The sequence below is a fragment of the Paenibacillus sp. HB172176 genome, from assembly GCF_011947265.1.
In the GTDB taxonomy this organism is placed as follows: Bacteria; Bacillota; Bacilli; order Paenibacillales; family Paenibacillaceae; genus Pristimantibacillus.
Genome location: NZ_JAATHD010000003.1, coordinates 285581 through 311413, shown reverse-complemented (window position 1 = coordinate 311413; position 25833 = coordinate 285581). Strand labels below are relative to the sequence as shown.

The window sequence follows — 25833 nt, the reverse complement described above, 5'->3', positions numbered from 1 at the left end:
TCCTCCTTATGGCTGAAATACCGGCAGCGCGTCGAATGGCTCCGGAATATCGATCAGATACAAATTGCCATAGCCGTTCTTGTCGCTCGTGAACAATAAGCGCTTGCCCTCCGCGTCGAAGCGGGGATGGGCATGCACCTTCTGCGAATGAAAGCTGCAGCGAAGCTCGCACAGCATGCGAGGCCCCTCGTATTTCCCATCCCGCTTGCGCCACAGACTGAGACTCTTGACCGGCCCCTTGCCGTCGACAACCGCCTGACCATGCCCATCCGCGTAGCCGTGCCAGGTATCGAAGCCGAATTCCGTTTCCTCCATACCGGAATTGTCGTAACGGATGCTGCCGAAGAAATTGGTCCCGTCCGCGCGAAAGCCGTGATACCCGATCGTGAGACCGTCCGGGAAAAAAAACTCATGGCCGACCTTCTCGCCCTCCTCGAGCCGTTCTCTTATCCTCCAAGCCTCGCCGGTGCGCAAATCCAGTCCCCAAATGCGATGATCGACCAAATGCCACGGTCCTTCATGACAGAAGGTCATCAGCCATGGCTCCGTCACAGAAGCGTTAATGTGCGTGATGAATTTGTTCGCCTCATACACCTTCTCGTGTCCGCCGCCCTTCGCGTCGATTCGAACGATCATGCTGTGCGGCGCGGCCTCCATCAGCTCTCGATGCCCCACATAGCCATTGCCGAGATCGAGCCGGATGCGATGCGACAGATCCTCCTGCACGCAGGTCAGCACATGCAGGCTATCCGCGGTCGCGCTGGCATTGCCAAGCTTATAGCCCGCCGGCGCTTCGTAGATCAACCGTTCCTCCAGCGTACCGAGATCAAGCCGAATCAGCTTGCTTCCCAGCTTCACGAACGCCGCGCTTCCATCCGGAAGCAGGGAAGCATCCAGTTGATCATTCGCCGCGTAATCGGTCAACTGCGTCATCTCTCCGCTCTCCATATCCATGCTGTACAAATTCGCGCTGTTCTCCCTATCGGAGATGAAGAGCAGCCGCCGTTCATTATCGTACCAACCGTTCTCCGTAAAATATAAATGATGGCTGTGAGCCTTGTAATCCGTCAACTGCGTCACGGTGAGTCCCGTCAGCCTGTCCACGGATTTCTTGCGCTCCGAAGGCCAGCGTCTCCCCTTGTTCTTGCCGATTGTCATGCGATTTCCCTCCCAGGTTCCATCGTTCCCTGCATCCAACTCGTTCTTGCAGGCGCCTCGAATGACGATACAGCCGTTCTCCGTCGCCAACTCAAACGCCGCGCCGTCTACATCCACGACTTAAGCCCTTCCCACCGAATCTTCCAGCTCCCGTCCTGCGGAAATCCCGGATTCTCGGGAAGGGACGAATCGCGCTCGCCGTTCCTGATTGCCGCTCCCTGCCAGCCGGCAGCCATCATCGCCACCGCCGTCAGAAGACCGCCGTTGCCGGGCAGATAAGCCGACAAGCCGGGACGTTGATAGTTGTGGCCATTCGTCAAATACGTGTTTTTGGTCGCGTCCAGCAGCAGGAAGTCGACCGCGAGATCGGGCTCGTTCAGTCGGGCTGCCGCCATCGCACACATCGGAAAATCCCAGCCCCACGCCGAATCCCAGTCCCAGCACTCCTTCACCTTCAGCAGCGTGTTCAGCATCGTCTCGCGGTCGACAAGCGTGCCGGGCAGCAGCCCCAGCGCTCCGAGCATCGAGGGATGGTCGTGATTCTTCTCTGTGAACGTGTCCTCGCATCGCTCATGGGCCAGATAGACGCCGCCCTTCTCCGGCAGAGGAGCCATCGCTCCCGCTACCCGCACCCACTCGGGGTTTGGCTTCTCACCTAAACGCTCTGCCCAGCGAACAGCCGTCTCCAGCCCCTGCTTCCAATACTCCACCTCGTACGGCGGATTTTTACTGTCCTGAAGACGATGGCATTCCTGCGCCGGAATAAGCGGCGGACCCAAATCGAAGCAGCCCGTCTCTTCGTTCCAATGAGCGAACGATACCATGAAATCCGCCGATTCGTACACGACCGAGCGGAAGCGCTCCAGCATCGCCTGCGACTGATTCGACAGATACAGCAGCTCCGCGAGCGCGATCGGATGCGGCTGCTGCCAGATCAGGCCCGGAGCGACCGGCGAAGGACACGGCTTGCCGTCGAAGCCGACCATCTTGGGCCAGCGCGCGCCTTCGTAGCCTTGTGATGACGCCAGTTCCCGAGCAACCGGCAAAATTTCCGTGTACCAATCCATACTGTTCAAGAGCAGTTCTTCGCGCCCCCATAACGGGAAATGCGAAGCATGCCACCAGTGCATCTCGAGATGCGCCTTGCCAAACCAGCTGTTGTACATCAGCCCGGTCTCCTGCGGAGGAATCGAGCCGCCGCTGTGCATCGCGCACAAGAATTGGGATAAGACGATGCGGCGTTCCAGCTCATGCGCCCTTGGATCCGAGCTTCCAGCGAAATCGACGGCCGCTCCCTTCATCCAGAAGGACGCCCAGCGCCGCCCGCTCGTCGCGATGACCTCTTCGACGTTGGCCGTCTCCGGCTGCCCGGGAGCAAAGCCTACTGAGAAGCTCAGCTCGTCAGAAGCAGCGGCCGGTTGCAGCGTGAATTCATGCGCGCCGGTTCGCTCCAAGCGTCCGGCAGACCAGGACCATGCCGCGCGATAGCCGTCCTCATCCATCGTTCTCCCGAAAAGCGCCCGATTCTCCCCCGATTCCAGCAGCGTTGTCTCATGCCTGGCGTCATTGCCGTAATCCGGGAAGACCGACTTCGCCCAAGCATTATTCGTCATGTCCGGCGCAGGAAAGCGAATAAACGCCTCCAGCCTGCCTTGGCCTATCAGCCGCGACTTCACCTCCACACCGATCATGTCCTTCTCTCCATGGCAGGCGGTTGTCACCTTCACTGCTTCGCCCTGCAGGGTGAATTCGCTCGACAGCACGCCCGTCCACAGGTTCAACGTTTGGCGGATATCCCTAAGGTCCTGCAGCTTCGCTTCCTCGCCGTTTTCCTTAAGCAAGCGGAACGAAACGCGGCCGAGTTGCAAGCGATGCGGATTTTGCCGGAGCCAGTGATACGCCTTCGGCTTACCGCCCGGCTTCATCGGATAGCCGACCTCTCGTCCATGCGTGTCGAACATTTGGAGCTCCACATCCTCTTCCGTGAAACGCTCATGTCCGTAAGAGAAATGCCATCCCCAATTGGACTGCGTGCCCAGAGGCACTTCGTATAGCTCCGGAAAGCTTTGCAGCCCCGTAATATCGGCGCTGAAGGCAAATTCCCCGTTCCCGACCGAGAATGGGGATTGCAAATCCCATTTTGTCAATTCCGGTTGATGCCGCATGACGATCTCTTGTCTGTTCATTGCTGCTCCTCCTTCTGGCTTCCCGGAGGATGCCGGATCCGCTTATTCGATTGAAGCATCCATCCGGGTTCTCATCATATCCCGATACTTGCCGGGCGTAATCTCCTTCACCTTGCGGAAGGTTCGTATAAAGCTGTTCTCATGCTGATAGCCGACCATCTCCGCAATGTCCGCCAAGCGATCATCCGTCTTGACGAGCAGCTCGGCCGCCCGTTCCATGCGCAGATTGGTCAAATAATTGTAGATCGTCTCCCCCGTCTCCTGCTTGAAAATCTGGCTTGCAAGGCTGCTGCTGATGCCCGCCTCTTCCGAAATTTCGGGAATGCCGATCGGGTCGCCGAGTCGCTGCTTCATATACTCGATCATGCGATGGCACAAGACGAAATCCTTGCTTTCGATCAACTGGCCGTAACGCTCCGCAAGCGGCTTGACAAGCTCGACCAGCCCGAACTCGATATCCTTCCAATGCAGCGTTTCGTACCGTTCCATCGCCGAATTGCCGGCTTGCTCCTCGTCCGAGCACAGCTCATAGATTCGGAGCGTCGCTTCATGCAAGAACTGAAGCGCTTCCGAGGGATACCAGTTCTGCTCTCGAATACTCTCCAGCACCTTCGCGATCGCTTCTTCGGCGTCTCGTCCATTGCCAGATTCAATAGCTTGAATGATGCTCTCGAGAGTTGGCATTTCATCAAGCCGACGCTCCCCCGCTTCATGCTGGGATACCTCCTGGAACAGAATCACCTGGCCGTACCCCCGATACAATCGGTACATTAGGGCATTATCCGCCTCAAGCATCGCCTTCTTCATTCTCGCGACATCCTTGAACGGCTGGCTGATACCGGCGGACACGGTGAACTTCAGAAACGCCGGCACCTGCTCGACCGCCTCTTCCAGCTTCTGCTTCGCTTGCCTGCCATCCCCTCTAGGCTGCATCAGCATCGCCATCTTGTCTCTGCCGAAATCAGCGCAGGCAATGCGCCAATCCTCCGCCAGGAGCTCGGTCGCGATATTCGCGAGCGCGAATTTCAACAAAGAATAATCGCTGCCCGACAGACTGCGGGCCCACTCCTCATAACGATCAATAGAGAGCATGCATACCGTGATCGGAGCTTCGGTCCAATCGGGAAAATAACGTTGCCATTTGTCCTGTATATCTCGTCTGCTGCTTATATTTCCTTTCTCGATATCGATGATGAGCTTTGAAGAAGCCTCGGATAACGTCTCACGAACGAGATGGGACAAATGCGCGTGCTTGCCGAGAAGCTCTCCTGCGATGCTTTCCAAATCAATCTTGTCATTCTCTCCCGACTTTCTCGCGAATGTGCCGAACAGCTGCTTCAATCTCCGAACCGGACGCAGCGCCTTGGAGTTGATATAATAGATAACCGCTCCTCCGAGCATAAGCGCAGCGATCGATACAAGGAACACCACCTGAGCGATGTGCTTCGTATGCGCAAGCATGCTGTCCTGCTCGACGATGGAGATGAATCTCCAGCCCGCGATCGGAGACTGCAGCTGATTAATCAATAGCTGCTTGTTGCGGAACGACATATCTCCTCGTCCGTCCGCTTTCATTTCGTCGAGAGCAAGCCCTACGGCCTCCTCATCGAAATCATAGTTGGCAACGGAATACAAGATTTGGTCCTGTTCGTCGACGATATACCTCATCCGATTCAAATTGTTCATGACCGGCGGGTTCAGCTTGGCGAACAACGCTTCATCCAATATATTGATTGCCACGATTCCCTTCACTTCTCCTTGAATCTTGATTTGGCGAAACAAGGTGATATCAGAGCCGTAAGTCCCCGCGCCAGGAGTAAGCTCCCGCTTCTTCACGATCATGGATTTGTCACCGAATTCGGAAGCTACCTTCGTCCAATCGGAATCGACAAAGGTTGCGCTGTTCGACGCGAAGCCCTGAGGAATCGCCAGAAAGCTGTCCCTCTCGATATCGTAGACATAGATGCTTTTGATATATGCCGCATTATTGATAATCGTTGTAAATAATTGATAGGCCTCCGTAATGTCCTTATATGAATTCTGATTCTCGCTCGTCAGAAACCAATAGATATTGTCGCTAAGCGCCACTTGTATCGCGGCCTGATCCGTTTCCTTGATCGCTTCGTCGATGACGTCCATGTTCAGAGACAGCATCTGCCTCTGCAGATCGCCAAGCTCTTGCTGCAGCACCGACTTCGATGTGTAGTATGAGGTGAGTCCGACGGCCAATATGATGAAGAAAACGGATACCGTCAGCAGCAGCACCAGCCTTATTTGCGTATGAGCCCAATTGAATAATAGCCATTTCTTGACGGATGTCAGCACAGAACTTCCCACCTTATAGAGGTTGTTCAAAAGGTCCACTTTTGAACACGCGTTTATACCTAATTTCTTCTCATTATAACGTGTTGGGTTCTGCGAGGCACATCCGGCTCTATGCCTGAATGCTCGCCGCAGCGGAGCCTGAATGGGATTCGAACTGCTTCTGCATGCGGCAAGTCTCGATGCCGGCCAGCAGCGCGATGCCGATGCCATGCGTATCGTTCAGGCTCCAGCCAAGCTCATGCTTGTAATACATATGGCTGTAAGACCAGCTGGAGCCCTTGCAAACGCCGTATAAATTCCCCTTGCGATCAATCGCTCGCTCGCATAATCCGCGCCATCCCGCTTGGGCTGACTCCGCGAAACGCTCCGGTTGCTCCAGCCAGCCATGCTGCACGCCGAGCGCGAAGCCGTACATGAACATCGACGTGCACGACGCCTCTTCGTAGGATTCCGAGTCGGTCAGCACTTGATGCCATAAGCCATGCTCGCCCTGCAGGCGAAGATAGCCTTCCGCAAGCTCGCGGTAGAAAGCGAGTATGGCATTATAATGCTTATGCGTCGTCTGCAGCGACTTTAGAAGAGCAGCCAGCGAGAAGAACACCCAGCCGTTTCCTCTTCCCCAAGCCGTGCGAGAAGGCTCGCCGCGACTCACATCGTACACATGGGACATGATGCGCAGCCTCGGCATATACAAATATTTCTTATAGAGCAGCAGCTGCCTCGAGGCCTCGTCCACGTAACAGGCTTCGCCTGTCATCTCCGCATAGCGGCACAGGAACGGCACGCTCATGTACATGTCGTCACACCACATCGTGTTGTGCATGCTCGGAGAAACGCCGATCCGGCGATACAAGGCGCCGTCCTCCATGCGATCCTGCGTCTCCATGATATAACGGGCGATAGCATGAGAAACATCGCAGACGCCTTTGATCGGACGCAAGCCATCCGCAAGAATAGCAAGCGCCCCGAAAGAGCCGCAATCATCCAAGCTGTCGATATCGGACAATTGATTGTTCAGCCCCGCCGCTCCAAAGCGTTCGCGATCCCAGAGCGAGTAGCCGTACATGGAAGATGCGAATTCCACATGTCTCGCCACATAGTCCGCCAGATCCTCCCTCTTAAGCAGCCCGCTTGTCTCGAGCAATCCGAAAAGCGTGACGCCAAGCGGGTAATTCCAGCGGCCAAACAGCTCATTCTCCAGAAACGGCCTGACATGCTCGCCCGGCCCCGCCATCCAGTAGAAGCGTTCCTCTCCATTCTCCGCGACAGCGTCCATGGACATATACAATTGGGGATCTGCCTTGTAATCATTATGGAACGGTCCCAGATACAGCCACTCGCCCCGCATGCCAGCTGCGCGAACAGGCGCCTCCAGCGAAATTCCGGCGCATTCGGGCTCGACAGTCTCGAGACGGAAGCCCCAACCCTGCGATCCGCTGCTGCAGCGCAGGATGAGCGATTCACGACCCGGCTCCGCCTCGAATTCGAATGCGAAAGGACCTCCTTCCCGCGCCAATACCGTCTCCTTCCCTTGCCGCCGGATGGAGAGCCCGCCATATGCGATGCCCTTCAAAGTAATGCGTTGGCGAGTGGAAGCGCGGTTCGCTACCGTAGTCCACGCGAATGCGAAGCGATCAGAGAGACTGCCGTATATCTGCTCCAATCGGCCAGTCTCTCTTCCTTCCTCCCGCTTCGGCAGCCATTTCGCGCCGGTTGCGGATTCCGGCTGGCCGCAGGAAGGTATACGGGATAGCCGGCTGTCCAGCGGGGCCGTATACAGCCAGCCCTCTTCTCCCTCGCGGTCGCTCGACGGAATGAGGAAATGCAGCGGCTTGTTCTTGCGGCTTCCGGTTCCGAATTGCGCGCCGCAATCTCCGCCGGCAGCCTTGCCAAGCTCCAGTACGAAGTGATTCCAACCGCGCTCAAGCCGCAGCTTCAGCTTAAGGGGCGCATCCGCTTCGCCTTCAGCGGCTACAGATTCGCTCAAAGCCGGTTTGGGCGCCGATCCGAACCGCTTCTTGCCGCCCAGATAGAGCCTCATCGGCCCCGAGCCGTGCAGATGAAAGACGAAATCATGCGCCTCCTCCGCCCACAGCTTCGCCCATGCGTAAACATATTGCCCCTCTGCCATGTCGGGGAAAAGGCGGTCTGCCGGTATGTCATACAGATGATTGGGCAGCTTGCGAATGCCGCTCTCTCTCGTTACTCTGAACACGGGTTCATGCGGCGGATGCTGACCCACGTACCGCTGAGCGATTGTCTCCAGCACTCGGGGGATGTTATCGATGCCCGCCGCTGCGGCCATGCTCTCTTCCCGCTCGAAGTACGGACCAGATGGAATCGTCATCTTCTCCCTCCTTCCCGGGCGCAGGCAACGGCTGCGGGCGCCCGCTGCTCCCGAGGAGGCGCATAGCCGAGCACCTCGGCGATCTCGATCGGCCGGCGCTCCTTCACGGAACGCCATACAGCCTCACCCGTCGCCACAGAGTACGCTCCGTCCTCCGCTCCGGACAGAACCCGGTATGGCTTCCTCTGGCTCTCGCCCATGAACAAATCCTCGAGCAGCAGAGGATCGCCGCCCCCATGTCCGCCCTCTCGATGCACGACATGAATCGTCTCCTTCGAGCCGAACAACGGGAAATAATCGATGGTCTGCACGGGCGTCGGGAACGGCGTCCGGCCGGGCATATGATATTCCAGCGTCTCGATTCGTCCTTTCGTTCCGTTGATGGCCAGACGATAGCCCTCGTAGGGCAGCGAGAAGTTGACCGAATAGCTGAGCAGCGCTCCGCGATCATACCTCACCGTCGCCGTATAGGTATCCTCAATCTCGATGTCGGAATCGAAGATGCACCGGTCGGGACGATAATTCGAATAGGGAAACGATGCGGGCTTCACGGCATCCGGCGATTCCAAATGATCATCCGGCACATGCCGGTTCTTGCTTCGGGCGTTCCATCGCGAATAATAATCGCAGGCTTCCCGCTCGGCGCAGGTCATGCAATGTCGTCCGTTTCTCCTGCTCGGATTCGCTTCGCCGTCTGCCCCGTAATAGTTCAGCGCCCCGTAGGCGAACACCTCCTGCGGCTTCTGATCGATCCACCAATTGACGAGATCGAAGTGATGCGTGCATTTATGAATCGACAGACCGCCGGACAGCTCCCGCTCCCGATTCCATCTCTTGAAATAACTCGAGCCGTGATACGTGTCGAGGTACCAGTTCAGATCGATGGACGTGATGCGGCCAAGCTTGCCCTCCATAATAAGCTCCTTGATTCTCGTATGAATCGGAGCGTAGCGGTAATTGAACGTCACCGTCACCTTGCCTTTGCTCGCGCGCTCCGCGTCGAGGACGTTGCGGCTGTCTTTGCCGGTCGTCACCATCGGCTTCTCCGTGATGACGTCCAGATCATGACGCAGCGCGGCGATGATATAGCGGGCATGCGTGTCATCGCGGCCCGCCGTAATGATAACATCGGGCTTCGTTTCCGCCGCCATGCGGTCAAATTCGTCTTCTCCGTAGATCGCGATCCCGGCATGCTCCGGGAATCTCTCCCGGAACAATTCGAATCGCGCGGAATCGGGATCAAGCAGTCCTACCAGCTCGCAGGTGTCCGAGAAGAGCGTCAGAATGGGCTTCGCGAACATGCCGAGCGCTCTTCCGCTTACTCCGCATATGGCGTATCTCTTCTTCATTGCAAATCAAACCTTTCTCTCCAGTCTTCCAAATCATGTCGTCAGGGTCGACATAGCATGGCGACCCTGACTCTCTGTTCTATTCGCCTTTCACCTTCGCATACCATTCGCGCACGCGCTCGGTGACCTTGTCGCCGCCCGACTTCTTCCAACGGTCCACGAATTCGTCGAACTTCTCGATCGGCCATTCGCCAATGACGATCTTGGTGAGATATTCCTGGAACAGCTTATGCGATTGGATATCGGGGAAACCTTCATATACGGTGTTCGGCAAGCCGTCACCCGCTATTCTGCGCGCGTCTGCTTTGCTGACCTCGAAGATATCCGACACCATCTTCTGCATATCCTCAGGAATCGTCTCCTTGATGCGAATCGCCATATCCTCCTCCGTCGTCAGATTGCGCATGCCGAGCGCCAGCGGACGGTCATCCTCAGGCGGCAGCAGCACCTTCTTGCCGTCTACCACTTCATGCTGCAAGCCCTCGATTCCGAACCTCACGAATTCATCGTTATCTTTGTTATAGAAGAAGTCGAGCAGCTTCAGCGCTGCAGGGGCTTTGTCTTCGGCAGCGGTTGGAATGACCCATTCGGGCTCGCCCATGCTCTTCATCGTAACGAAGCCTTCATAGCCGTCTACCTCGGGCATCGGCATACCCGTGACATAAGCTTCCGGCGCGCCCTTAAGCATCGCGGTGTAACGGTCTCTCAGGTTGGCCGGGAGATGGTACCAGCTGCCTACGAGATTATTGTTGATTTTGGCCGTCCATACATCGCCTTTGTTCAGGAACGTTTCATTGTCGAGCAGCTTCTCCGAATACAGATCGCGAATAAAAGCGATAGCCGCCTTCATGTTGTCGGAAACGCCTGCATAGCCGATTTCTCCATCGTAAATATCCCATTCAGGCAAGCCCTCCCACATCGCAACGCCGAACATGCCGAAGAGATGATCCATCCACTTCCCGTATTCGCGTCCGGAGGTTGGCAGTTCATCCTGCTTGCCATTGCCGTTCGGATCCCCGTCGCGGAAGGCGCGCAGCACATCCTTGTACTCCTCGAGCGTCTTCGGCATTTCGAGGCCGAGCTTATCCAGCCAATCCTGGCGGATCATCGGCGCGCGTTCAGGAACGAGGAATACCTTCGGCACATAATAGATATGGCCGTCCGGCGACGCCGAACGAACAATATCCCAAGCTTCTTCAGGAATATTCTTCCATACATTCGGCGCGTACTTCGGCAGCAAATCCTCGAGCGGCAGCGCACCGCCCTGCTTGATCAGCGTCTGCTCGATTCCGCCAATGGGACGAAGAATGTCCGGGAGCTCGTCGGATGCGATCATCAGATTCAAATATTCGGTCGGCTCGGAGCCCGGCGGCGTCGACATCAGCTCATAGATGACGCCCGTCTTCTCCTCCACGTATTTCACATGCGGGTTATCATGGTCGGGGAGCGTGCCAACGCCCATATGGCTCTTGAACACCTTCACGACCACAGGCTGATCTCCCTCTTCTCCGGCGTTAGCGTTCTTTCCGGCATTTCCATTATTCGAGCATCCCGTAATCATGGTTACCGCCAGCAAAGCAGCAACCGCAGACATTTTCGTCGATTTTCCAAACCATTTTTTCATATACATCGTACCTCCCTTTATAATGGCAACAACCTCTTTAAGATTGATCTGTACTCGCAGCAACATGTCGGTAAGACACAATCGTTCAACTTATCCATCCCTATTCCTTCAACGACCCCAGCATGGAACCCTTGACGAAGTACTTCTGCAGGTACGGATAAACAAGCACGATCGGAATCGTGGCGAATAGTATAGTCGCCGCCTTAAGCGTGGTTGTGTTAAAATCATAATCCCCCAGAAACATATTCACCGAGGCCAATTCTTCCGGAGATGTCAGGTAAGCTCTAAGCTTCATCTGCAGCGGCCATTTCTCCGGATCACGAATGAATAATACCGCTCTGGAGAAGGTGTTCCAGTAACCGACCGCGTAGAACAGACTCACTGTGGCGAGTACCGGCTTGGACAGCGGAAGGAAAATCCGGAACAGAATGCCTGCATCGCTGCATCCGTCGATTCGGGCGGAATCGTCAAGCTCCTTCGGCAGTCCCATGAAGAAGGTGCGGATAATAATCATGTTGAAGGTTCCGATGACGCCGGGCAGTACCAGAGCCCAGAGCGAATTCATCATGCCGAACTGACGAACGGTAAGGAAGAACGGAATCATCGGCGCATTGAAAATCATCGTAATGATGATGCCGAACATGACGGGCCTCTTCAGCAGAAAGTCCTTATGAGCTAGCGGATAAGCGGTAAGCACGGAAAACAGCATGCTAAGAATCGTTCCTCCGACCGTGATGTAGAGCGTGATTCCGAAGGACTTCCACAGCCCGGAATTATGAAGCACCTGCCCCCATGAGGCGGTAGTGAAATCGACCGGGAGCAGGAAGACCTCCTTCGAATCGGCCGCAATCGGCGAGCTGAAGGAAACGGCCAGCAGTTGCAGCAGCGGAAGCAGCATGGAAGCCGCAGCGGCAAACAGAAAGAAGTAGTTGAACAACTGGAATGCTTTATCGCCTCTGGTTAGCTTCATCACCACAACCCCTGTTCCGTTTTTCTAGCCATCCGATTGAAGATCCACAGCAACGCGAAGCCGATTACCGATTGGAATAATCCGATCGCGGTCGTGACGCTGTACTGCCCTTGCAGAACCCCGGCCCGGTACACATAGGTCTCGATAATATCGCCGACCGAATACGTCATCGGAGTGAGCAGATTATAAATCTGATCGAAGCCCAGCTCAAGGAAATTGCCGATATTCAGCAGGAACAGGACCAGAATGGTCGGAAACATCGTCGGGAGCGTAATGTAGATCGACTGCTTCCAGCGATTGGCTCCGTCCATAACCGCCGCCTCATATAAGTTCGGATTGATCCCTGCAATTGCGGCCAGGTAAATAATCGTTCCCCATCCGACATCCTTCCAAATTCCGGATATGACGACGATGGAACGGAAATATTTCTGCTCTTGCATGAATAGAATCGGGTCCATTCCCATCCATCCCCGCACGGCGTTGAGCACCCCTTCATTGGAAAGAAGCTCAAAAACGATGCCGCCGACAACAACCCAGGAAAGAAAATGAGGCAAGTAGAACAGACTTTGCATGAAGCGTTTTGCCAGCATCACCCTTACTTCATTAAACAATAATGCCAGGATAATAGGAGCCGGAAAGCCGAAAATCAGGTGATACAAGGCAATGACCGACGTATTCCTGAGCACGGTGTAGAAATCCTGGTAAGCGAAAATGTACTTAAAGTTCGCAAAGCCAACCCACTCGCTGCCGCCCATGCCTTTGAAAATCTGATAATCCTGAAACGCGATGACACTCCCTGCCAGCGGCACATACTTAAAAATAATGTAGTATAGAACGCCCGGCAGAATCATCAGGTACAGGATCCAGTGCTTTCTCATATTAGCGAGAATCCGGCTCTCTGATGCCCGCTTTCTCTGCTTCGTCTTGGCTGTGTCTAGGGAGTCTGACTCCGAGGGGCCTATCCATTCTGCCATATGCTGCAACCCTCCTTCGATTAAGTAACGCTATCGTACCTTCCATGGCAGCGCATTCACAATCGAGCGATCCTCCTCGGCGTTAACAAATACGGGAATTATCCTGTTCTGGAGGATATGTATATGGGCAAAAGGATTGGTTAGATTGCTCATAAATCCGCTAACAGCGCGGATTAACGGCGTTTGCCGCATTGACAGCCCCTATTTGCTTCTTTATGCTAAGACAATAGACGCAACGCGATTCAGTAGACAACAAACTCAATTCGAAAATCCATGATTCGACATTCAGGAGGGGAGCAACGTTATGAGCACAACACTAGCCTTTCCATCGCTTAGATTGACCAGCCCCGGCCATATGAGCATAGCAGAACAGTCGTTGCCCAAGCTGCGCGAGCATGAGGTTCTTGTCAAGGTAGCCGCATGCGGCATATGCGGCACGGACAGACATATCTATCATGGCAGTTATCCGGCTACGCTGCCAGTCGTGCCTGGACATGAATTCGCCGGTCATATTGAAGCGTTGGGCTCCGGGGTCGCAAATGTGGAAATCGGGCAATTCGTCACCATTAACCCGAACATATGGTGCCGGCATTGCCAAGCCTGCCTGGAGGGTCGACCGCATCTATGCAGCAATATGCAAGCTCTCGGCGTTAATCTGGACGGGGGCATGTCTCTATATTGCGTGGTTCCCGAGCAGTTGCTCTACAATGTGCTGCCGATGATCGATCCGCTCAAAGCTTGCTTGGCCGAGCCGATCTCATGCGTCCTTCACGGACTCGATCGTCTGGAGATCAAGGCGGGCACTCGAGCCGCAGTCTTCGGAGGCGGCTTTATCGGCCAGCTCATGCTTCAGGCTATCCAGTTGCAGGGTGCAACCGAAGTCATTCTCGTCGAGCCGCAAGCGCATAAGCGTCAGGTTGCTAATGAGTTGGGATTCGCAACCATCGATCCGTTCAGCGAGCCGTCAATGATGACCAAGCTGAAGGATCTCGATTTCACGGTCGACTGCGCCGGCGCCGGCGGCGTGCTGACGCAGTGTGTGAACGCGACGAAGCCGGGCGGCGATGTTCTGCTATTCGCCGCGTATCCGCAAGGCAAGGCGCTGCCGATCGAGCCTTATGAAATTTTCCGCAAGGAGCTTCGCTTGATCGGCACCTTCACCTATCCGGATACCCAACTGCGGGCAATCCGCCTGATTGAGAAAGGCGCTTTCGAGTTGGATTCGCTAATTACGGCTGTAAGTCTGGAGGAAGTACAGGACTATCTGGAAGGCCTTCGCGACGACGAGATCATCAAGGCGGTCGTTAAGCTGTAACGCTGATTTTCGGCGTTGCAGTGTCGACCGACGTTGCGCTGATACTACAATGCTGAGCAGCGACAACGAAGAGCCCTTGAGCAATTTGCTCAGGGGCTCTCCTTATTCTTCATTCTCTATTTACTCTTCATTCACTCCTGCGAAATTCACTCCTGTGGAAATTCCCAATCAACAACTTGAAAACAAAGCTCTAATGCAGCTTACAATCGATTACTGGAAAATAGCCCCATTCAGAATTACCCTATAGAGGCTCCTTGCTGCAGCAAGCTACAGCCATCCCGCTTTCTCAAGCAGCTCGATCAGCAGCTTCGCCGCTTGCTCGCGAGTTGCTGGGGCGAGCGGAGTAAAGCTTCCGTCTCCATTTCCGTTAATGAGTCCCAGCTTGGCTGCGGCCCGAATGCTGTTCACCGCATAACCGCTGGCTTCATCCATATCAGTAAATTCTGCGACGTCTCCGTTGCCTGGATCAGCACTTTCTCCTGCTGCATATTCATAGGCGCGCAGCATCATCACGGCAAGCTGTTCTCTCGTGATGGTCGCCTCCGGCTGGAAGCTGCCGTCCTCATAGCCTTGAATAATGCCGATTCGGCTAAGCTCGGAGACATAACCGGAATAATAAGCATTGCCGCTTACATCCGGGAATGAAGCTCCCTCTTCGCTGGCTCCCAATTGGAGCGCCCGTCCAAGAAACGCAGCGAATTGAGCTCTTGTCACAATCCCCTGAGGCGAGAAGGCCGACTCCACTGTGCCGCTAGCAATATGGCGCGCCGCTAGAAGCTCAATGTATGACTTCGACCAGCCTTCTCCCACATCCGAGAATGATTTGTCATACTGCATAATGGCATAATCGCTGAAATGGTTGGTTTGGAAAGCAAGCTCGCCATCCATCCATTTCCCGCCCATAAAGGCAACAGCGCCTTCAGCCGTAACATAATACACGCCTGTTTTCCTTTTATCTTGAATCATGGCCTGCTGAACTTCATCAACGCTTATAGCAATTGTGAGCGGTTTGCTGAAGCGGCTGATTAACTTGCTTGCTCCGTTGCCATCGGTCAATTCCAATTCGAATTGATACAGCACAGGAATCGGCGTGTAACCTTCAGATTTGCCCGCCGCCTGCCGCAATATTCTGTCTGTGTATGCTTTGTCAGCTACCGACTGCGAGAAATCGATATATGCTGCTTGCTGCAGATCGCTGCTGCTAATAGCGCCGGCCGGAATCGTCACGGACACATTCTCGTATTTGAGCTCAATCGAAATACCGTTCACCCGCGCCTTCTCCAGCATTTTCACTGGAATTCGAACTTGTCCTACCGAACCGGAGTCCGTTGCGGGAATGGAAATAGCTACCAATTTGCCTCTGCTATTGCCAGTCGCAATCCTGTCGTCGAGCGCTTGCTCCAGCTTGCTTTCATCCACAATCGCGATTGGCGCTCCCCCGTCGTTCGACAATTCTGCCATTACGCTGCCTGAAGATGTCGGCTGCTCCTCTTCGCCGCCAGCAGACGACTCCCCGCCGGCATTGCCGTTGTCGGTTCCATTGCTGCCGCTGTCGCCATTGTCGGATCCATTGCTGCCGCTGTCTCCGTTACCTCCATTATCCCCGCTGCCGTCGCCATTGCCTCCATTGCCTCCGTTACCTCCATTGCCTCCGTTACCTCCGCTGCCGTCACCCTCACCGCTACCGCCGCCTTCATCTCCACCGCCGGCTGCGGCTTCAGCGCGATGAACGGTTAGCGTATAAGTTCTCGACTGACCATCCGTTGCCGTCACTTCGATATCGATTTGCTTCGTTTCGCCTGCCGCCACCTGAATATCGCTTGATGGCGAGCCGCTTATCGTTTCGCTTCCGTTCACCAACACCTCTGCAGAATCATCGAATGCTTCTGGCGTTATGGTGAAGCTGTCCGTCTCCGCGCTCATCTCAACCGAATACATCATCCTGTCGGCAGAGAATTCTTCCTGCAGCGCTGCTCCTGACAGACTGATATCCGTCAGTCGATTGCCGTCGAACGCGAATTTGACCAGTCGCGAATATCCGCTGTCCGTCCCGTCCGTCACATACACATTGCCTTCCCCGTCCACCGCGAGCTTCTCGATTTGCCCAAAGCGTCCGGGGTCAATGCCTGTCCCGCCCCAGCTTGTGATATACGCCCCTGAAGGATCCAGCTTTGTGACCAGATTCGTATTATAATTACTGAAATAGACATTGCCGATGGCATCCAGTGCGACATCGGTTATAAAATTTTCGGAATCTTCCGGGTAACCAAACCAATCCGAGTCGAGCAACTCTCCGTCTAAGGAGAAGGTCTGAATATGCTTTGTGTCGGAGGCGTACACGATACCTCGCTCACCGTCGACCGCAATGCTGCGAGGATGGAAATAGAAATAACCGCCGTCATAATCCGGCTCTCCTATGAACCAGTCCTCGGCCTGGCCGTTGCGATCTATTTTATGATAGACGTCATTCTCATCTACCTCATACTTCTCGATTCGATAACCGGAAGTATTCGCCACATAGAGATTTCCCTCGGAATCAAAATCCAGATCGTAAGGATAACCCAAGCTGCTGTCAATCCCCTCAACCAGCCGGGTTTCCGGGTCATATCTCAGCAGTGAACTGTCGCTCGTTATGAATACTTGCCCATCCGCTCGAACGGCAATTCCGTATGGACTGAACCCCTCCTGGCCCATGGCGTCCAGGAATTGCAGATCCGAGTTAAAGGCCTGCACTCGTTCGTTCCCTTGATCCGCGACATAGACGATGCCATCCGGACCGACGCTTACATTCTCGGGAATATAGAACCTTCCCTCTTCTCCTCCCTCGGATCCCCAGGAAGCAAGATGCTTCAAGTCGCCATCGAACTTCTGAATGCGATTGTTAAAGCTGTCCGCCGTATAGACAATTCCGCCTGGCGAGATCGCAATCCCTCTCAAAGCATCAAATTGCCCCGAGTCGTTGCCATAGCCGCCAAGCTCGGCGACAACTGCGCCATCCTTCCATTTGGCAAGCATGCTATTATCTGAATCCCCTATATAGAGCGCTCCGTCGGCTCCGACAGCCAGACTGTCCATCCAAACCTCGTATTCCAGCTCCCGATCAAAAGTAGGATGGATGCGATCAAGCTCATTCCATTCACTGTCCAGAATGACGATCTCGTCTCCATTCTCCGCGACAATCCAGTTGCCTTCCGAATCCGCGGCGATGGCCGAAATGTATCCGAAGCTTTGCAACGCTTCATCTAGATCCCGATATTGCTCCACATGAATCGAACCAAGCTCTTCATCGAACAGCCAGATGCTGTCGTCGCCCGAATCCACGCCCGCCGCCGTTCCCGTCACACCATTATAAGCAAGATCCTCAATGTAGTAGAACTGCTCCGCGCCATTCCACATACGAGCGAGTGCATCCGCGCCCTGCTTGGACATATCCAGCTTCCACACCTTGTCTTGGCTCGCCGCATAGAGAAAGTTGCCCGCCCCTTTGGCAAGCTTAAAGGATGATTGATCTGTATCGAACGTCCATGGCGTCTGCTCGTTCCCCTCTTCATCGAAGATTCGAATATCAGGAGAGCTCCATTCCGATACATACACGCTTCCCGCGACGTCAACCTCAACATCCGACAAGCTGCTAAATACGTATTGATGCCGGGGCGTCATGTTTTCAAAATGATACTGACTCTCCTCGGCATATGACCATGCCTTCGGCGTAGACCCCGGCAAACTCCCCGATAAGAACAGAACTCCCGCCAGCGCGGCACTCAACAGCTTCTTCAATGGTTTCATGATCTCTTCACTTCCCCGTTTATATTGATGGCTTCATTGCTGAACCGCCTATGATTCTAGCAAACGGGAATGCGAAAAAGAATTAACGAAAGTTAATTCCGAGAAGAAAAAGATCGAAATAAGTCGGATGCTAATGTCGAAATGCTCAAGCGCCGGCTTTGCCGCCAGCCTTCCGAAAACGCCAAGAAAGTGTAACTAAAATTGAAGGTCATCGGAAGTTGGCCTTTTTTTGTGCGCAATTTCTGATACACTCCTGAAGCTTGAAGAGCGCAGAGAGGGGGCTGCAAGTCGATAAAGTCGACTTGCTGCGCTTGAACTGCGCAGAGTGGGAGCCGCAAGTCGATAAAGTCGACTTGCAGCCCTTGAACTGCGCGGGGAGGGAGCCACAAGTCGATAAAGTCGACTTGCAGCCCTTGAACTGCGCAGTGAGGGAGCCGCAAGTCGATAAATTCGACTTGCTGCGCTTGAACTGCGCAGAGAGGGAGCCGCAAGTCGATAAATTCGACTTGCAGCTCTTGAACTGCGCGGAGATAAGGATCCCAATCGTCCGATCCTGGGCATCCTGGGCGTGTCGACCGGGAGGGCAAGCGAGTCGACCGAGAAGGCAAACCACTCCACCCCGGCATTTTATAAATTCTTTCAAGGTGAGACAGCTATGCCGTCCTTTTAGCGGCGGTCGCGTTTCATTCCCGTCTTTTCTGTAGTCGCACAAGCAGCATACTCAGCGAAAAACGGTATCCGGCGAAATATAGAGAAAGTACGGCGAAATCATATACTTTCTTATATTTTCTAGGAAGAACACCTGACGGCGTCCTTAGATGGCAGTAAAGCTGCGCTGACTGTATGCCTGCCATTCTTCTGATGGAAATCAGACTTGGCGGAGTTGCTAGCTGAAAAGCCTGCCGTTTATTCAGCTTCCTTTATGACTGTTAATTCTCCAAACATGGGGTCCTAACGAAGACTCATAACGTTAAACGCCTGAATCTCAGGCCTGCATGAATCTAACGAATATTGATATCGTTATTCCATCAAAGTAAGCAGGATTTCAGCCTGAAACCATGAAATAAGACGATCAGTCTTCGTTAGATTGGAGTGGATGCCTTTTTTATACTCTTAACGTTATCAATCTTCGTTAGCGTTCCGCCATGCTCCATCCAAGCCTCTTAGCGAGATCTTTCCGTGCTGTTCGACCTGCAGCTTTGCGCAGCTTGGCTACTTTATAAGCATCAGGTTAGGGCATGTATGAAAACCCGCTTAAGGGCATATTACACCGCCTCCTCCCCCCTGCCGCGTTGCTTTTTCTTGACGCACCTCAAGGTAACGCCTTCGAAAAAGCTATAACAACAAAAAAGCCGCATGGAGCGCTGAAACGCTGCTCATGCGGCGACCTGTTTGGCAAATTAGGCTTGGCCTTCCTGCCAGCCTGCCCTCCGGCCTTCTACTCTTCTTCCCGCTTTGCGATCGAAAGGAAAATCGTGATGACGATAAATCCAATCAGCGCAAGGAACGGTATCGTAATGAATCCGAACACATTAATATATTCTCCGCTGCAGGGCACGCCTTGCTTGCAGGGCTTCAGCTCGGCAAATCCCGGAACCTTCTGCTCCATATAATGGAAGGTTGATACAATCATGCCGATTATCGACAGCGGCAGTACATATTTTCGGATAGACAGCTCATCATAAAAGGCAGCGATGCCCAAAATGATACTGAGCGGATACATCAGAATCCGCTGCATCCAGCAGAGCTCGCAAGGGATATAGCCTTTGATTTCGCTGAAATACAAGCTGCCGAGCGTTGCGACAACCGCCGCAAGCCAAGCGATATACAAGCCGTTCCGCCTTACAATCATGGATGGAAGCCCCCTATTCCAGGTCCTTTTCAATGGCTTTTTTAATGGATTCATAATCAAGCGGATTCGCAATCTCGGTGTCGTTGACAACAAGCGTCGGCGTATATTGAAGCTGCAGTTCGTCATCCATGTTCTTATCGAGCTGCACTTGCTTGCCTGCCTCCGTTGCCGGATTGGTAATATCATCATGAACAGACTTCAGGAAAGCCTCTTCGTCCAGATCGGGCACGACCTGTTTCGCCATCGCGACCAGATTATCGTCGGTCAGCCAAGGCGCATTGGAGGTCTCATCCGGCTGATTGGCAAACAGAAGATCATGGAATTCCCAATATTTATCCGGATTCGTCTCCAGAATATATTCCGCGGCGAGCGAGCCCAGGATCGACTCATTCCCGTGGAACAACACGTTCACGTAGGAGAAGGAAACCTTGTTCGTATCTATGTAATCCTTCTTCAGCTGCGGCAGAATCGTTGCCGTCCACTCTTTGCAGTACGGACATTTGAAATCGCCGAATTCGACAATAGAGACCGTGGATTCGGGATTGCCCATCATGGGTTGACCCTCGGTCGAGGGAGCTTCTTTGATGTTCGTTACGTTCGTCGCGCCGGAATCATTGGATAACTGGTTGACAACGACCAGTCCGGCAATAACCACGATGATAATGGCCGAATACAACACAAAATATCTCGAGCCGTCCTTCTTCTTGCTTCTGTTGTTCTTGTAACCCTTGCTCATTAGGAATGACCACCTATCTTCCTGAAAGTAATTTTACTATCACCTTATCATATCCGGGGACAAGCCTCCATAAGGAAACAAAGAAAATCATGTACATTTTGCAAAAATTAAAGAACTCCGACGGGCAATCATTGGCAATCTTCCGCTTAGAAAGGATTGACAATCCAAGCCAATTAGTAATATCATATGAGCAAGTATTCATATGAATTAATAAAGAAGGTGTCGACTATGAACGAATACCGCGTGCAAGGCTTAAGCTGCGGAGGCTGCGCCCTCCGGCTTCAACAGGAAATAGAGCGGCTTCAGCATGGAGAGGACGCCAAGCTGAGCTTCGCGTCGGGCAAGCTGACCGTCAGCTCCGAAATTTCCATGGATGCCGTTCGCAAAATATTGCGCTCCGACGGCGCTTCGATTATCGAGCCTCAGGCCGGGGAATACGGGCGTTCCGAGAGGCATCATCATGATGGCGCGGAAGGTCATTCCCACGATCACGCGCATGATCACGCTCACGGGCACGCGCACGCGCATGGCTCCGGAATGTTCGGCGGGGCGCTGAGAACGGTGGCCGTTGCCGCCATTCTCTATGCGGCCGCGCTCGTTGCCGATAGCTATGCCAATCAAATCTACGCCGTGCTTCTCTATGCGGCCGCTGCGATTATTAGCGGATATACCACTTTCGCGAAGGGACTGAAGAATCTGCTTCGGCTCCGCTTCACGATGGATACGTTAATGACGATCGCGCTTGTTGGCGCTGCAGCCATCGGCGAATGGAAGGAAGCTGCGTTTGTCGCGATTTTGTTCGGATTGAATGAATACTTGGAAGGTCTGGGCATGGAACGGGCAAGAAAATCCATGGATGCGCTGCTGAAGGCAACGCCGAAGAATGCCCTTAAACTCGACAATGGACGCGAGCTGATGATTCCCATCGACGAACTGCGTGTCGGCGATACGGTGCGAGTCAAGGCCGGAGAGATGATCCCTTCGGACGGTATCATTACGGAGGGCAGCAGCGAGGTGAACGAAGCGGCTATCACCGGCGAATCGCTCCCGCTCGACAAGCAAGCAGGAAATGAGGTATATGGAGGAAGCATCAACGGAAGCGGCATGCTCCATATCCGTATTGAGAAAGCATATGTGGATTCCTCCCTGGCGAATATTCTTCATCTTGTGGAGGAGGCGCAGGAAACGAAGACGCCGACCGAGCTGTTCATCAATCGCTTCGCGGCCTATTATACGCCGGGCATTATGATTCTAGCCGCATTAGTCGCGGCGATTCCTCCGCTACTGTTCGGCAAGGATTGGATCGCTTCACTGTACGAAGGCTTGTCGGTGCTCATTGTCGGCTGTCCCTGCGCCTTGATTCTCGCCTCGCCGGTAGCCATTGTATCCGGCATCGCGCGCGCCGCGAGACACGGCATTCTGGTGAAAGGCGGCGTGTTCCTCGAGCAGCTTGGCAAGCTTGATACGATTGCCTTCGACAAGACGGGAACGTTGACGAAGGGCGAGCCTCATGTGGCCCGCACGGTGGAATGGGATGATCAGCTGCTGCGCATTGCCGGAGCGATTGAACAAGCCTCGTCCCATCCGCTCGCCAAGGCCGTCATGAGAGAGGTCGAAGCCCGGAAGACGGAAATTCCAGCTCCTCAAGAGATTAAAACAAAGGCAGGCTCGGGCGTGGAGGCTTCGATCGACGGGAGCATCTATTACCTCGGGAACGAGAAGGCAATGTCGCATTTGCAGTGGACGGAAGAGCAGCTCTCTGCCATGGAAGCATTGAAATCCGAAGGTCTGACCCTGGTTATTGTTGCGGATGAGCATAAAGCTCTTGGACTGTTCGGCATTCAAGACGAGATCAGACCCGAGAGCGCCGGTATGATTAGAAGCTTGCATGCTCTGGGAATCAAACGAACCGTCATGCTGACCGGCGATCATGAACGCACGGCGGCGAAGGTAGCCGGCGAAGTCGGAGTCACCTCTTACGAAAGCAGCTTGCTTCCACAGGATAAGGTTGAACGGGTGAAGGAGCTCGGAGACAAAGCCGCTATGATTGGAGACGGCATGAATGACGCTCCTGCGTTAGCGGCTGCCAGCCTCGGCATCGCGATGGGCAAGGGAACGGCAAGCGCGGTAGAAACAGCTGATATTGTGCTCATGCAGGATCATATCGGCAAGCTGCCCGAAGCGATAAGCATAGCGAAGAAGGTGAATCGCGTCATCCGCATCAATATCGGCGCCGCCCTGGGACTCAAGCTTATCGCGTTGCTTCTGACAATCCCGGGCTGGCTGACGCTATGGATCGCCGTCTTGTCCGATATGGGCGCCACGATTCTGGTCACGCTGGCTTCGCTGACGCTGCTGATTGAACGCAGGAAATGATATTCTATCATTAGATGATTAATCTGTTCTCGCAGCAACAATCCCCCGACGTCATTACGACATCGGGGGATTGATATGGACGGATATTAGCGAACTTCTTTGTTATTCAGCCAGCGTTAGCAAATAGTTGTAGCTCATCGCGAGGCTTTCGAACGGATCGCGCATGCAGGTATCCTGCTCCACCACATACCATTCCACGCCAATCTCGCGGCATGCCTTAATGATAGCCGGGAAGTTCAGGTTACCTTCACCCACCTCGGCGAATACTTGCTTGTCGTCCACAATCGCCATATCCTTCAAATGCACAACCTTCATGCGGCCGTCAACGCCATGCACCGCGTCGACAGGATTCGCTCCCCCTGCCTGCACCCAGTACATATCCAGCTCGAAGCCGAATGCGGAAGGATCCGTTGCTTCTTGCAAGAGCTCCATGCCCGTTTTTCCGTCAAACTTCGTATATTCAAAATGATGATTATGATACACAAACTCCAAATCATGCTCCTTCAAACGCTTGCTGACTTCATTCGCCTTGGAAGCAAAGTCGAGATAACCTTCCTTCGTGCCGCGATATTCGCCGGGAATGGAGCCAAGACCGACATACTTGCAGTTCCAGAGCTTATGCTTCGCAACAACCGCATCGAAGTCGTTCAACATCGCGTCGAAGCCGATATGCGTAGCGCAGATCGTTAAGCCGAGCTCGTCTGTAATGGCTTTCACGGCTTCTGGAGCAATGCTTGCGCTTACACCAGATACTTGAACCGCGTCATAGCCAATTTCCTTCACCTTCGTCAACGCGTCGCGCAGCCCCGCTTCATCCTTGCAATATTCTCTCAGCGTATACAATTGAGCAGCTATCATCGATTTCTTCATATGGTTCAGCCTCTCCTCGTATCATAATATAAATCATGCTTTCAATGCTTGCCATAAGTGTAACACTGTCCGCAGTCTGTTTCTTAACTGTCGTTAATGGGACATAAGCCAAAGCTTAACTCTCGTTGGCTTTCGCTCCGACGCCGCCTGCCATGCAAAAAGCCGCAGGCCGATTCAAGCGAATCGATCTGCGGCCATAATCCATTATTCGTTAACCAGAATTACGCATGGAAATTCGTGCCGTCCGTGACAGCCTCCACATAGCCTGCCCGAATTACAAAATCGCCGAAATGCTCGTCTTTCGCGCGATCTGTTGCATAATGCTTGATAATCGGCTTCAATGTATCAATAATTTCGGCTTCACCGATGTTCTCGCGATATAGCTTGCTTAGACGATCTCCGGAGAAGCCGGCTCCCATATACATGTTGTACTTGCCCACCGCTTTGCCGATAAACGCAATCTCGCCCAGCGCCGGTCGGGCACAGCCGTTCGGGCAGCCGGTCATGCGAATATTGATTTCCTTGTCCTGCAGCCCGGCATCCGCCAGAATGGGCTCAAGCTTCTCAAGCAAGGACGGCATGTAACGTTCCGCCTCCGCCATCGCAAGTCCGCAGGTTGGCAATGCAACGCAGGACAACGCGCTGCGGCGAAGCGCCGACTCCGTCGAACCCTCGGAGATGCCGTATTGCTCCAGCAAGCCTTGAATCTTCTTCTTCTGCCCTGCCGGAATGTTCGCGATCATCAGGTTCTGATTGGCCGTCAGGCGGAAATCGCCTTTATGAATCTTGGCAATCTCGCGCAAGCCCGTCATCAGCTCGCAGCCCTCCGAATCGATGATTCGTCCGCTCTGAATATACAACGTCACATTCCACTTGCCGTTCTTGCCTTTGATCCAGCCGTAACGATCGCCCGTGTTCTCGAAGTTGAACGGACGAGCGGGCTCGAGAGATTCGCCCATGCGCTCCGCCAATTCTTCCTTGAACCAGTCCAGACCGTGACGATCGATCGTGTATTTGAAACGGGCATTCTTCCGCACGGAGCGATTGCCGTAATCCCGCTGAATCGTAATCGTCTTCTCCGCCACATTAAGCACCTGCTCCGGTCTGCAGAAGCCGATAATCTTGCCAAGCTGCGGATACGTGCTCGTATCGCCGTGGGTCATGCCCATGCCGCCGCCGACGGAGACATTGAACCCGACCAGCTTGCCGTTCTCGACAATCGCGATATAGCCAAGATCCTGGGAGAACACATCCACATCATTGGATGGCGGAACCGCGATGCCGATTTTGAATTTGCGCGGCAGATAGACCGGTCCGTACATCGGTTCAACCGGGTCATCGCCCGGCGTGATAACCTGCGGAGCATCGTTCACCTTCTCGCCGTCCAGCCAAATCTCATGATAGGCCGGCGTTCTCGGAGCCAGATGGGTCGTCAGCTCCTCCGACCATTTGAATACCTCGCTATGAATATCGGACTGATCCGGATTCGGGTTGCACATGACGTTCCTGTTCACATCGCCGCATGCCGCGAGTGTCGTCAGCATCACATCGTTCACTTGCTTGATCGTGCGCTTCAGATTCCATTTCAGAATGCCGTGAAGCTGGAAGGCTTGTCTCGTTGTGAACCGAATGCTTCCGCTTCCGTACTTCTGAGCCAGCTTGTCGATCTCCAGCCACTGCTCCGGCGTCGTTACGCCGCCTGGCGTAACGATGCGAAGCATGAATTGATAAGATGGCTCCAGCTTCTGCTTCTGACGCTCGTTGCGTACATCGCGGTCATCCTGCATATAGCTTCCGTGGAATTTCATCAACCGGTTATCAAGCTCGGTCATGCCGCCAGTAATCCGATTGGCAAGCGTCTCTTCCAGGGATCCGCGCAAATAATTGCTTTCCAGCTTTAAATCTTCAACATCGCTCGGCGGTCCGCCGATCGGTACTACCTTCTGTCTATTAGCCACTTCCCGC

The 25833-nt window shown here is 54.0% G+C and carries 15 protein-coding genes; 2 read left to right on the top strand and 13 right to left on the bottom strand.

Features of this window, described 5'->3' with window-relative positions:
- Positions 1-6: 6 nt before the first annotated feature.
- The 8 genes from HFP08_RS06245 to HFP08_RS06210 form a co-directional block, all read right to left on the bottom strand.
- Positions 7-1275, bottom strand: coding sequence for an oligogalacturonate lyase family protein (locus HFP08_RS06245; protein ID WP_346768722.1), 1269 nt, complete (start codon positions 1273-1275; stop codon positions 7-9).
- Positions 1266-3344, bottom strand: a complete 2079-nt coding sequence (locus HFP08_RS06240; RefSeq protein ID WP_168119666.1) for a glycoside hydrolase family 65 — start codon at positions 3342-3344, stop codon at positions 1266-1268. Before HFP08_RS06240 ends, HFP08_RS06245 begins: the two co-directional genes overlap by 10 nt.
- 42 nt (positions 3345-3386) lie before the next feature.
- Positions 3387-5669: an AraC family transcriptional regulator gene (locus HFP08_RS06235; RefSeq protein WP_168119665.1), complete on the bottom strand. Its 2283-nt coding sequence runs from the start codon at positions 5667-5669 to the stop codon at positions 3387-3389.
- A gap of 109 nt (positions 5670-5778) precedes the next feature.
- The gene (locus HFP08_RS06230; RefSeq protein ID WP_240941140.1) at positions 5779-8016 is read right to left on the bottom strand and encodes a glycoside hydrolase family 88/105 protein; all 2238 of its coding nucleotides are present in this window, start codon (positions 8014-8016) and stop codon (positions 5779-5781) included.
- Positions 8013-9365: a Gfo/Idh/MocA family protein gene (locus HFP08_RS06225; protein WP_168119664.1), complete on the bottom strand. Its 1353-nt coding sequence runs from the start codon at positions 9363-9365 to the stop codon at positions 8013-8015. Before HFP08_RS06225 ends, HFP08_RS06230 begins: the two co-directional genes overlap by 4 nt.
- A 79-nt stretch (positions 9366-9444) precedes the next feature.
- Positions 9445-10989 (bottom strand): extracellular solute-binding protein, encoded by a 1545-nt coding sequence (locus HFP08_RS06220; protein WP_168119663.1) that lies wholly within the window; start codon positions 10987-10989, stop codon positions 9445-9447.
- Between the two features lie 100 nt (positions 10990-11089).
- Positions 11090-11959, bottom strand: coding sequence for a carbohydrate ABC transporter permease (locus HFP08_RS06215; protein ID WP_168119662.1), 870 nt, complete (start codon positions 11957-11959; stop codon positions 11090-11092).
- Positions 11959-12837 carry an ABC transporter permease gene (locus HFP08_RS06210; protein WP_240941171.1) on the bottom strand — a complete coding sequence of 293 codons (879 nt, stop codon included), beginning with the start codon at positions 12835-12837 and terminating at the stop codon, positions 11959-11961. The genes HFP08_RS06215 and HFP08_RS06210 overlap by 1 nt, the downstream gene beginning before the upstream one ends.
- 400 nt (positions 12838-13237) lie before the next feature.
- On the opposite strand from HFP08_RS06210, the gene HFP08_RS06205 reads away from it, so the two are divergent.
- Entirely contained in the window at positions 13238-14248 is a 1011-nt protein-coding gene (locus HFP08_RS06205) for a zinc-dependent alcohol dehydrogenase family protein (RefSeq protein WP_168119660.1), read from the top strand.
- A gap of 267 nt (positions 14249-14515) precedes the next feature.
- Here the strand turns inward: HFP08_RS06205 and HFP08_RS06200 are convergent, their stop codons facing one another.
- From HFP08_RS06200 to HFP08_RS06190, 3 genes are all read right to left on the bottom strand, one after another.
- The gene (locus HFP08_RS06200; RefSeq protein ID WP_168119659.1) at positions 14516-18034 is read right to left on the bottom strand and encodes an S-layer homology domain-containing protein; all 3519 of its coding nucleotides are present in this window, start codon (positions 18032-18034) and stop codon (positions 14516-14518) included.
- A 1438-nt stretch (positions 18035-19472) separates the two neighbouring features.
- Entirely contained in the window at positions 19473-19886 is a 414-nt protein-coding gene (locus HFP08_RS06195) for a disulfide oxidoreductase (RefSeq protein ID WP_168119658.1), read from the bottom strand.
- 13 nt (positions 19887-19899) lie between these two features.
- Complete coding sequence (locus HFP08_RS06190; protein WP_168119657.1) at positions 19900-20622, bottom strand: DsbA family protein; 723 nt, start codon at positions 20620-20622, stop codon at positions 19900-19902.
- A gap of 228 nt (positions 20623-20850) precedes the next feature.
- Between HFP08_RS06190 and HFP08_RS06185 the strand changes: the two genes are divergently transcribed.
- Positions 20851-22998 carry a heavy metal translocating P-type ATPase gene (locus HFP08_RS06185; protein WP_168119656.1) on the top strand — a complete coding sequence of 716 codons (2148 nt, stop codon included), beginning with the start codon at positions 20851-20853 and terminating at the stop codon, positions 22996-22998.
- A gap of 102 nt (positions 22999-23100) precedes the next feature.
- Here the strand turns inward: HFP08_RS06185 and HFP08_RS06180 are convergent, their stop codons facing one another.
- On the bottom strand, positions 23101-23868 hold the full coding sequence (locus HFP08_RS06180; protein ID WP_168119655.1) for a sugar phosphate isomerase/epimerase family protein: 768 nt from the start codon (positions 23866-23868) through the stop codon (positions 23101-23103).
- Between the two features lie 221 nt (positions 23869-24089).
- Positions 24090-25826, bottom strand: coding sequence for an assimilatory sulfite reductase (NADPH) hemoprotein subunit (gene cysI / locus HFP08_RS06175; protein ID WP_168119654.1), 1737 nt, complete (start codon positions 25824-25826; stop codon positions 24090-24092).
- Between the last annotated feature and the right edge of the window lie 7 nt (positions 25827-25833).

What these genes read in the sequence shown, in the direction of transcription:
- HFP08_RS06240 (WP_168119666.1), bottom strand. Translation starts at nt 3,344, where the DNA reads ATGAACAGACAAGAGATCGTCATGCGGCATCAACCGGAATTGACAAAA.
- HFP08_RS06230 (WP_240941140.1), bottom strand. Translation starts at nt 8,016, where the DNA reads ATGACGATTCCATCTGGTCCGTACTTCGAGCGGGAAGAGAGCATGGCC.
- HFP08_RS06225 (WP_168119664.1), bottom strand. Translation starts at nt 9,365, where the DNA reads ATGAAGAAGAGATACGCCATATGCGGAGTAAGCGGAAGAGCGCTCGGC.
- HFP08_RS06220 (WP_168119663.1), bottom strand. Translation starts at nt 10,989, where the DNA reads ATGAAAAAATGGTTTGGAAAATCGACGAAAATGTCTGCGGTTGCTGCT.
- HFP08_RS06215 (WP_168119662.1), bottom strand. Translation starts at nt 11,959, where the DNA reads ATGAAGCTAACCAGAGGCGATAAAGCATTCCAGTTGTTCAACTACTTC.
- HFP08_RS06210 (WP_240941171.1), bottom strand. Translation starts at nt 12,837, where the DNA reads ATGAGAAAGCACTGGATCCTGTACCTGATGATTCTGCCGGGCGTTCTA.
- HFP08_RS06205 (WP_168119660.1), top strand. Translation starts at nt 13,238, where the DNA reads ATGAGCACAACACTAGCCTTTCCATCGCTTAGATTGACCAGCCCCGGC.
- HFP08_RS06200 (WP_168119659.1), bottom strand. Translation starts at nt 18,034, where the DNA reads ATGAAACCATTGAAGAAGCTGTTGAGTGCCGCGCTGGCGGGAGTTCTG.
- HFP08_RS06195 (WP_168119658.1), bottom strand. Translation starts at nt 19,886, where the DNA reads ATGATTGTAAGGCGGAACGGCTTGTATATCGCTTGGCTTGCGGCGGTT.
- HFP08_RS06190 (WP_168119657.1), bottom strand. Translation starts at nt 20,622, where the DNA reads ATGAGCAAGGGTTACAAGAACAACAGAAGCAAGAAGAAGGACGGCTCG.
- HFP08_RS06185 (WP_168119656.1), top strand. Translation starts at nt 20,851, where the DNA reads ATGAACGAATACCGCGTGCAAGGCTTAAGCTGCGGAGGCTGCGCCCTC.
- HFP08_RS06180 (WP_168119655.1), bottom strand. Translation starts at nt 23,868, where the DNA reads ATGAAGAAATCGATGATAGCTGCTCAATTGTATACGCTGAGAGAATAT.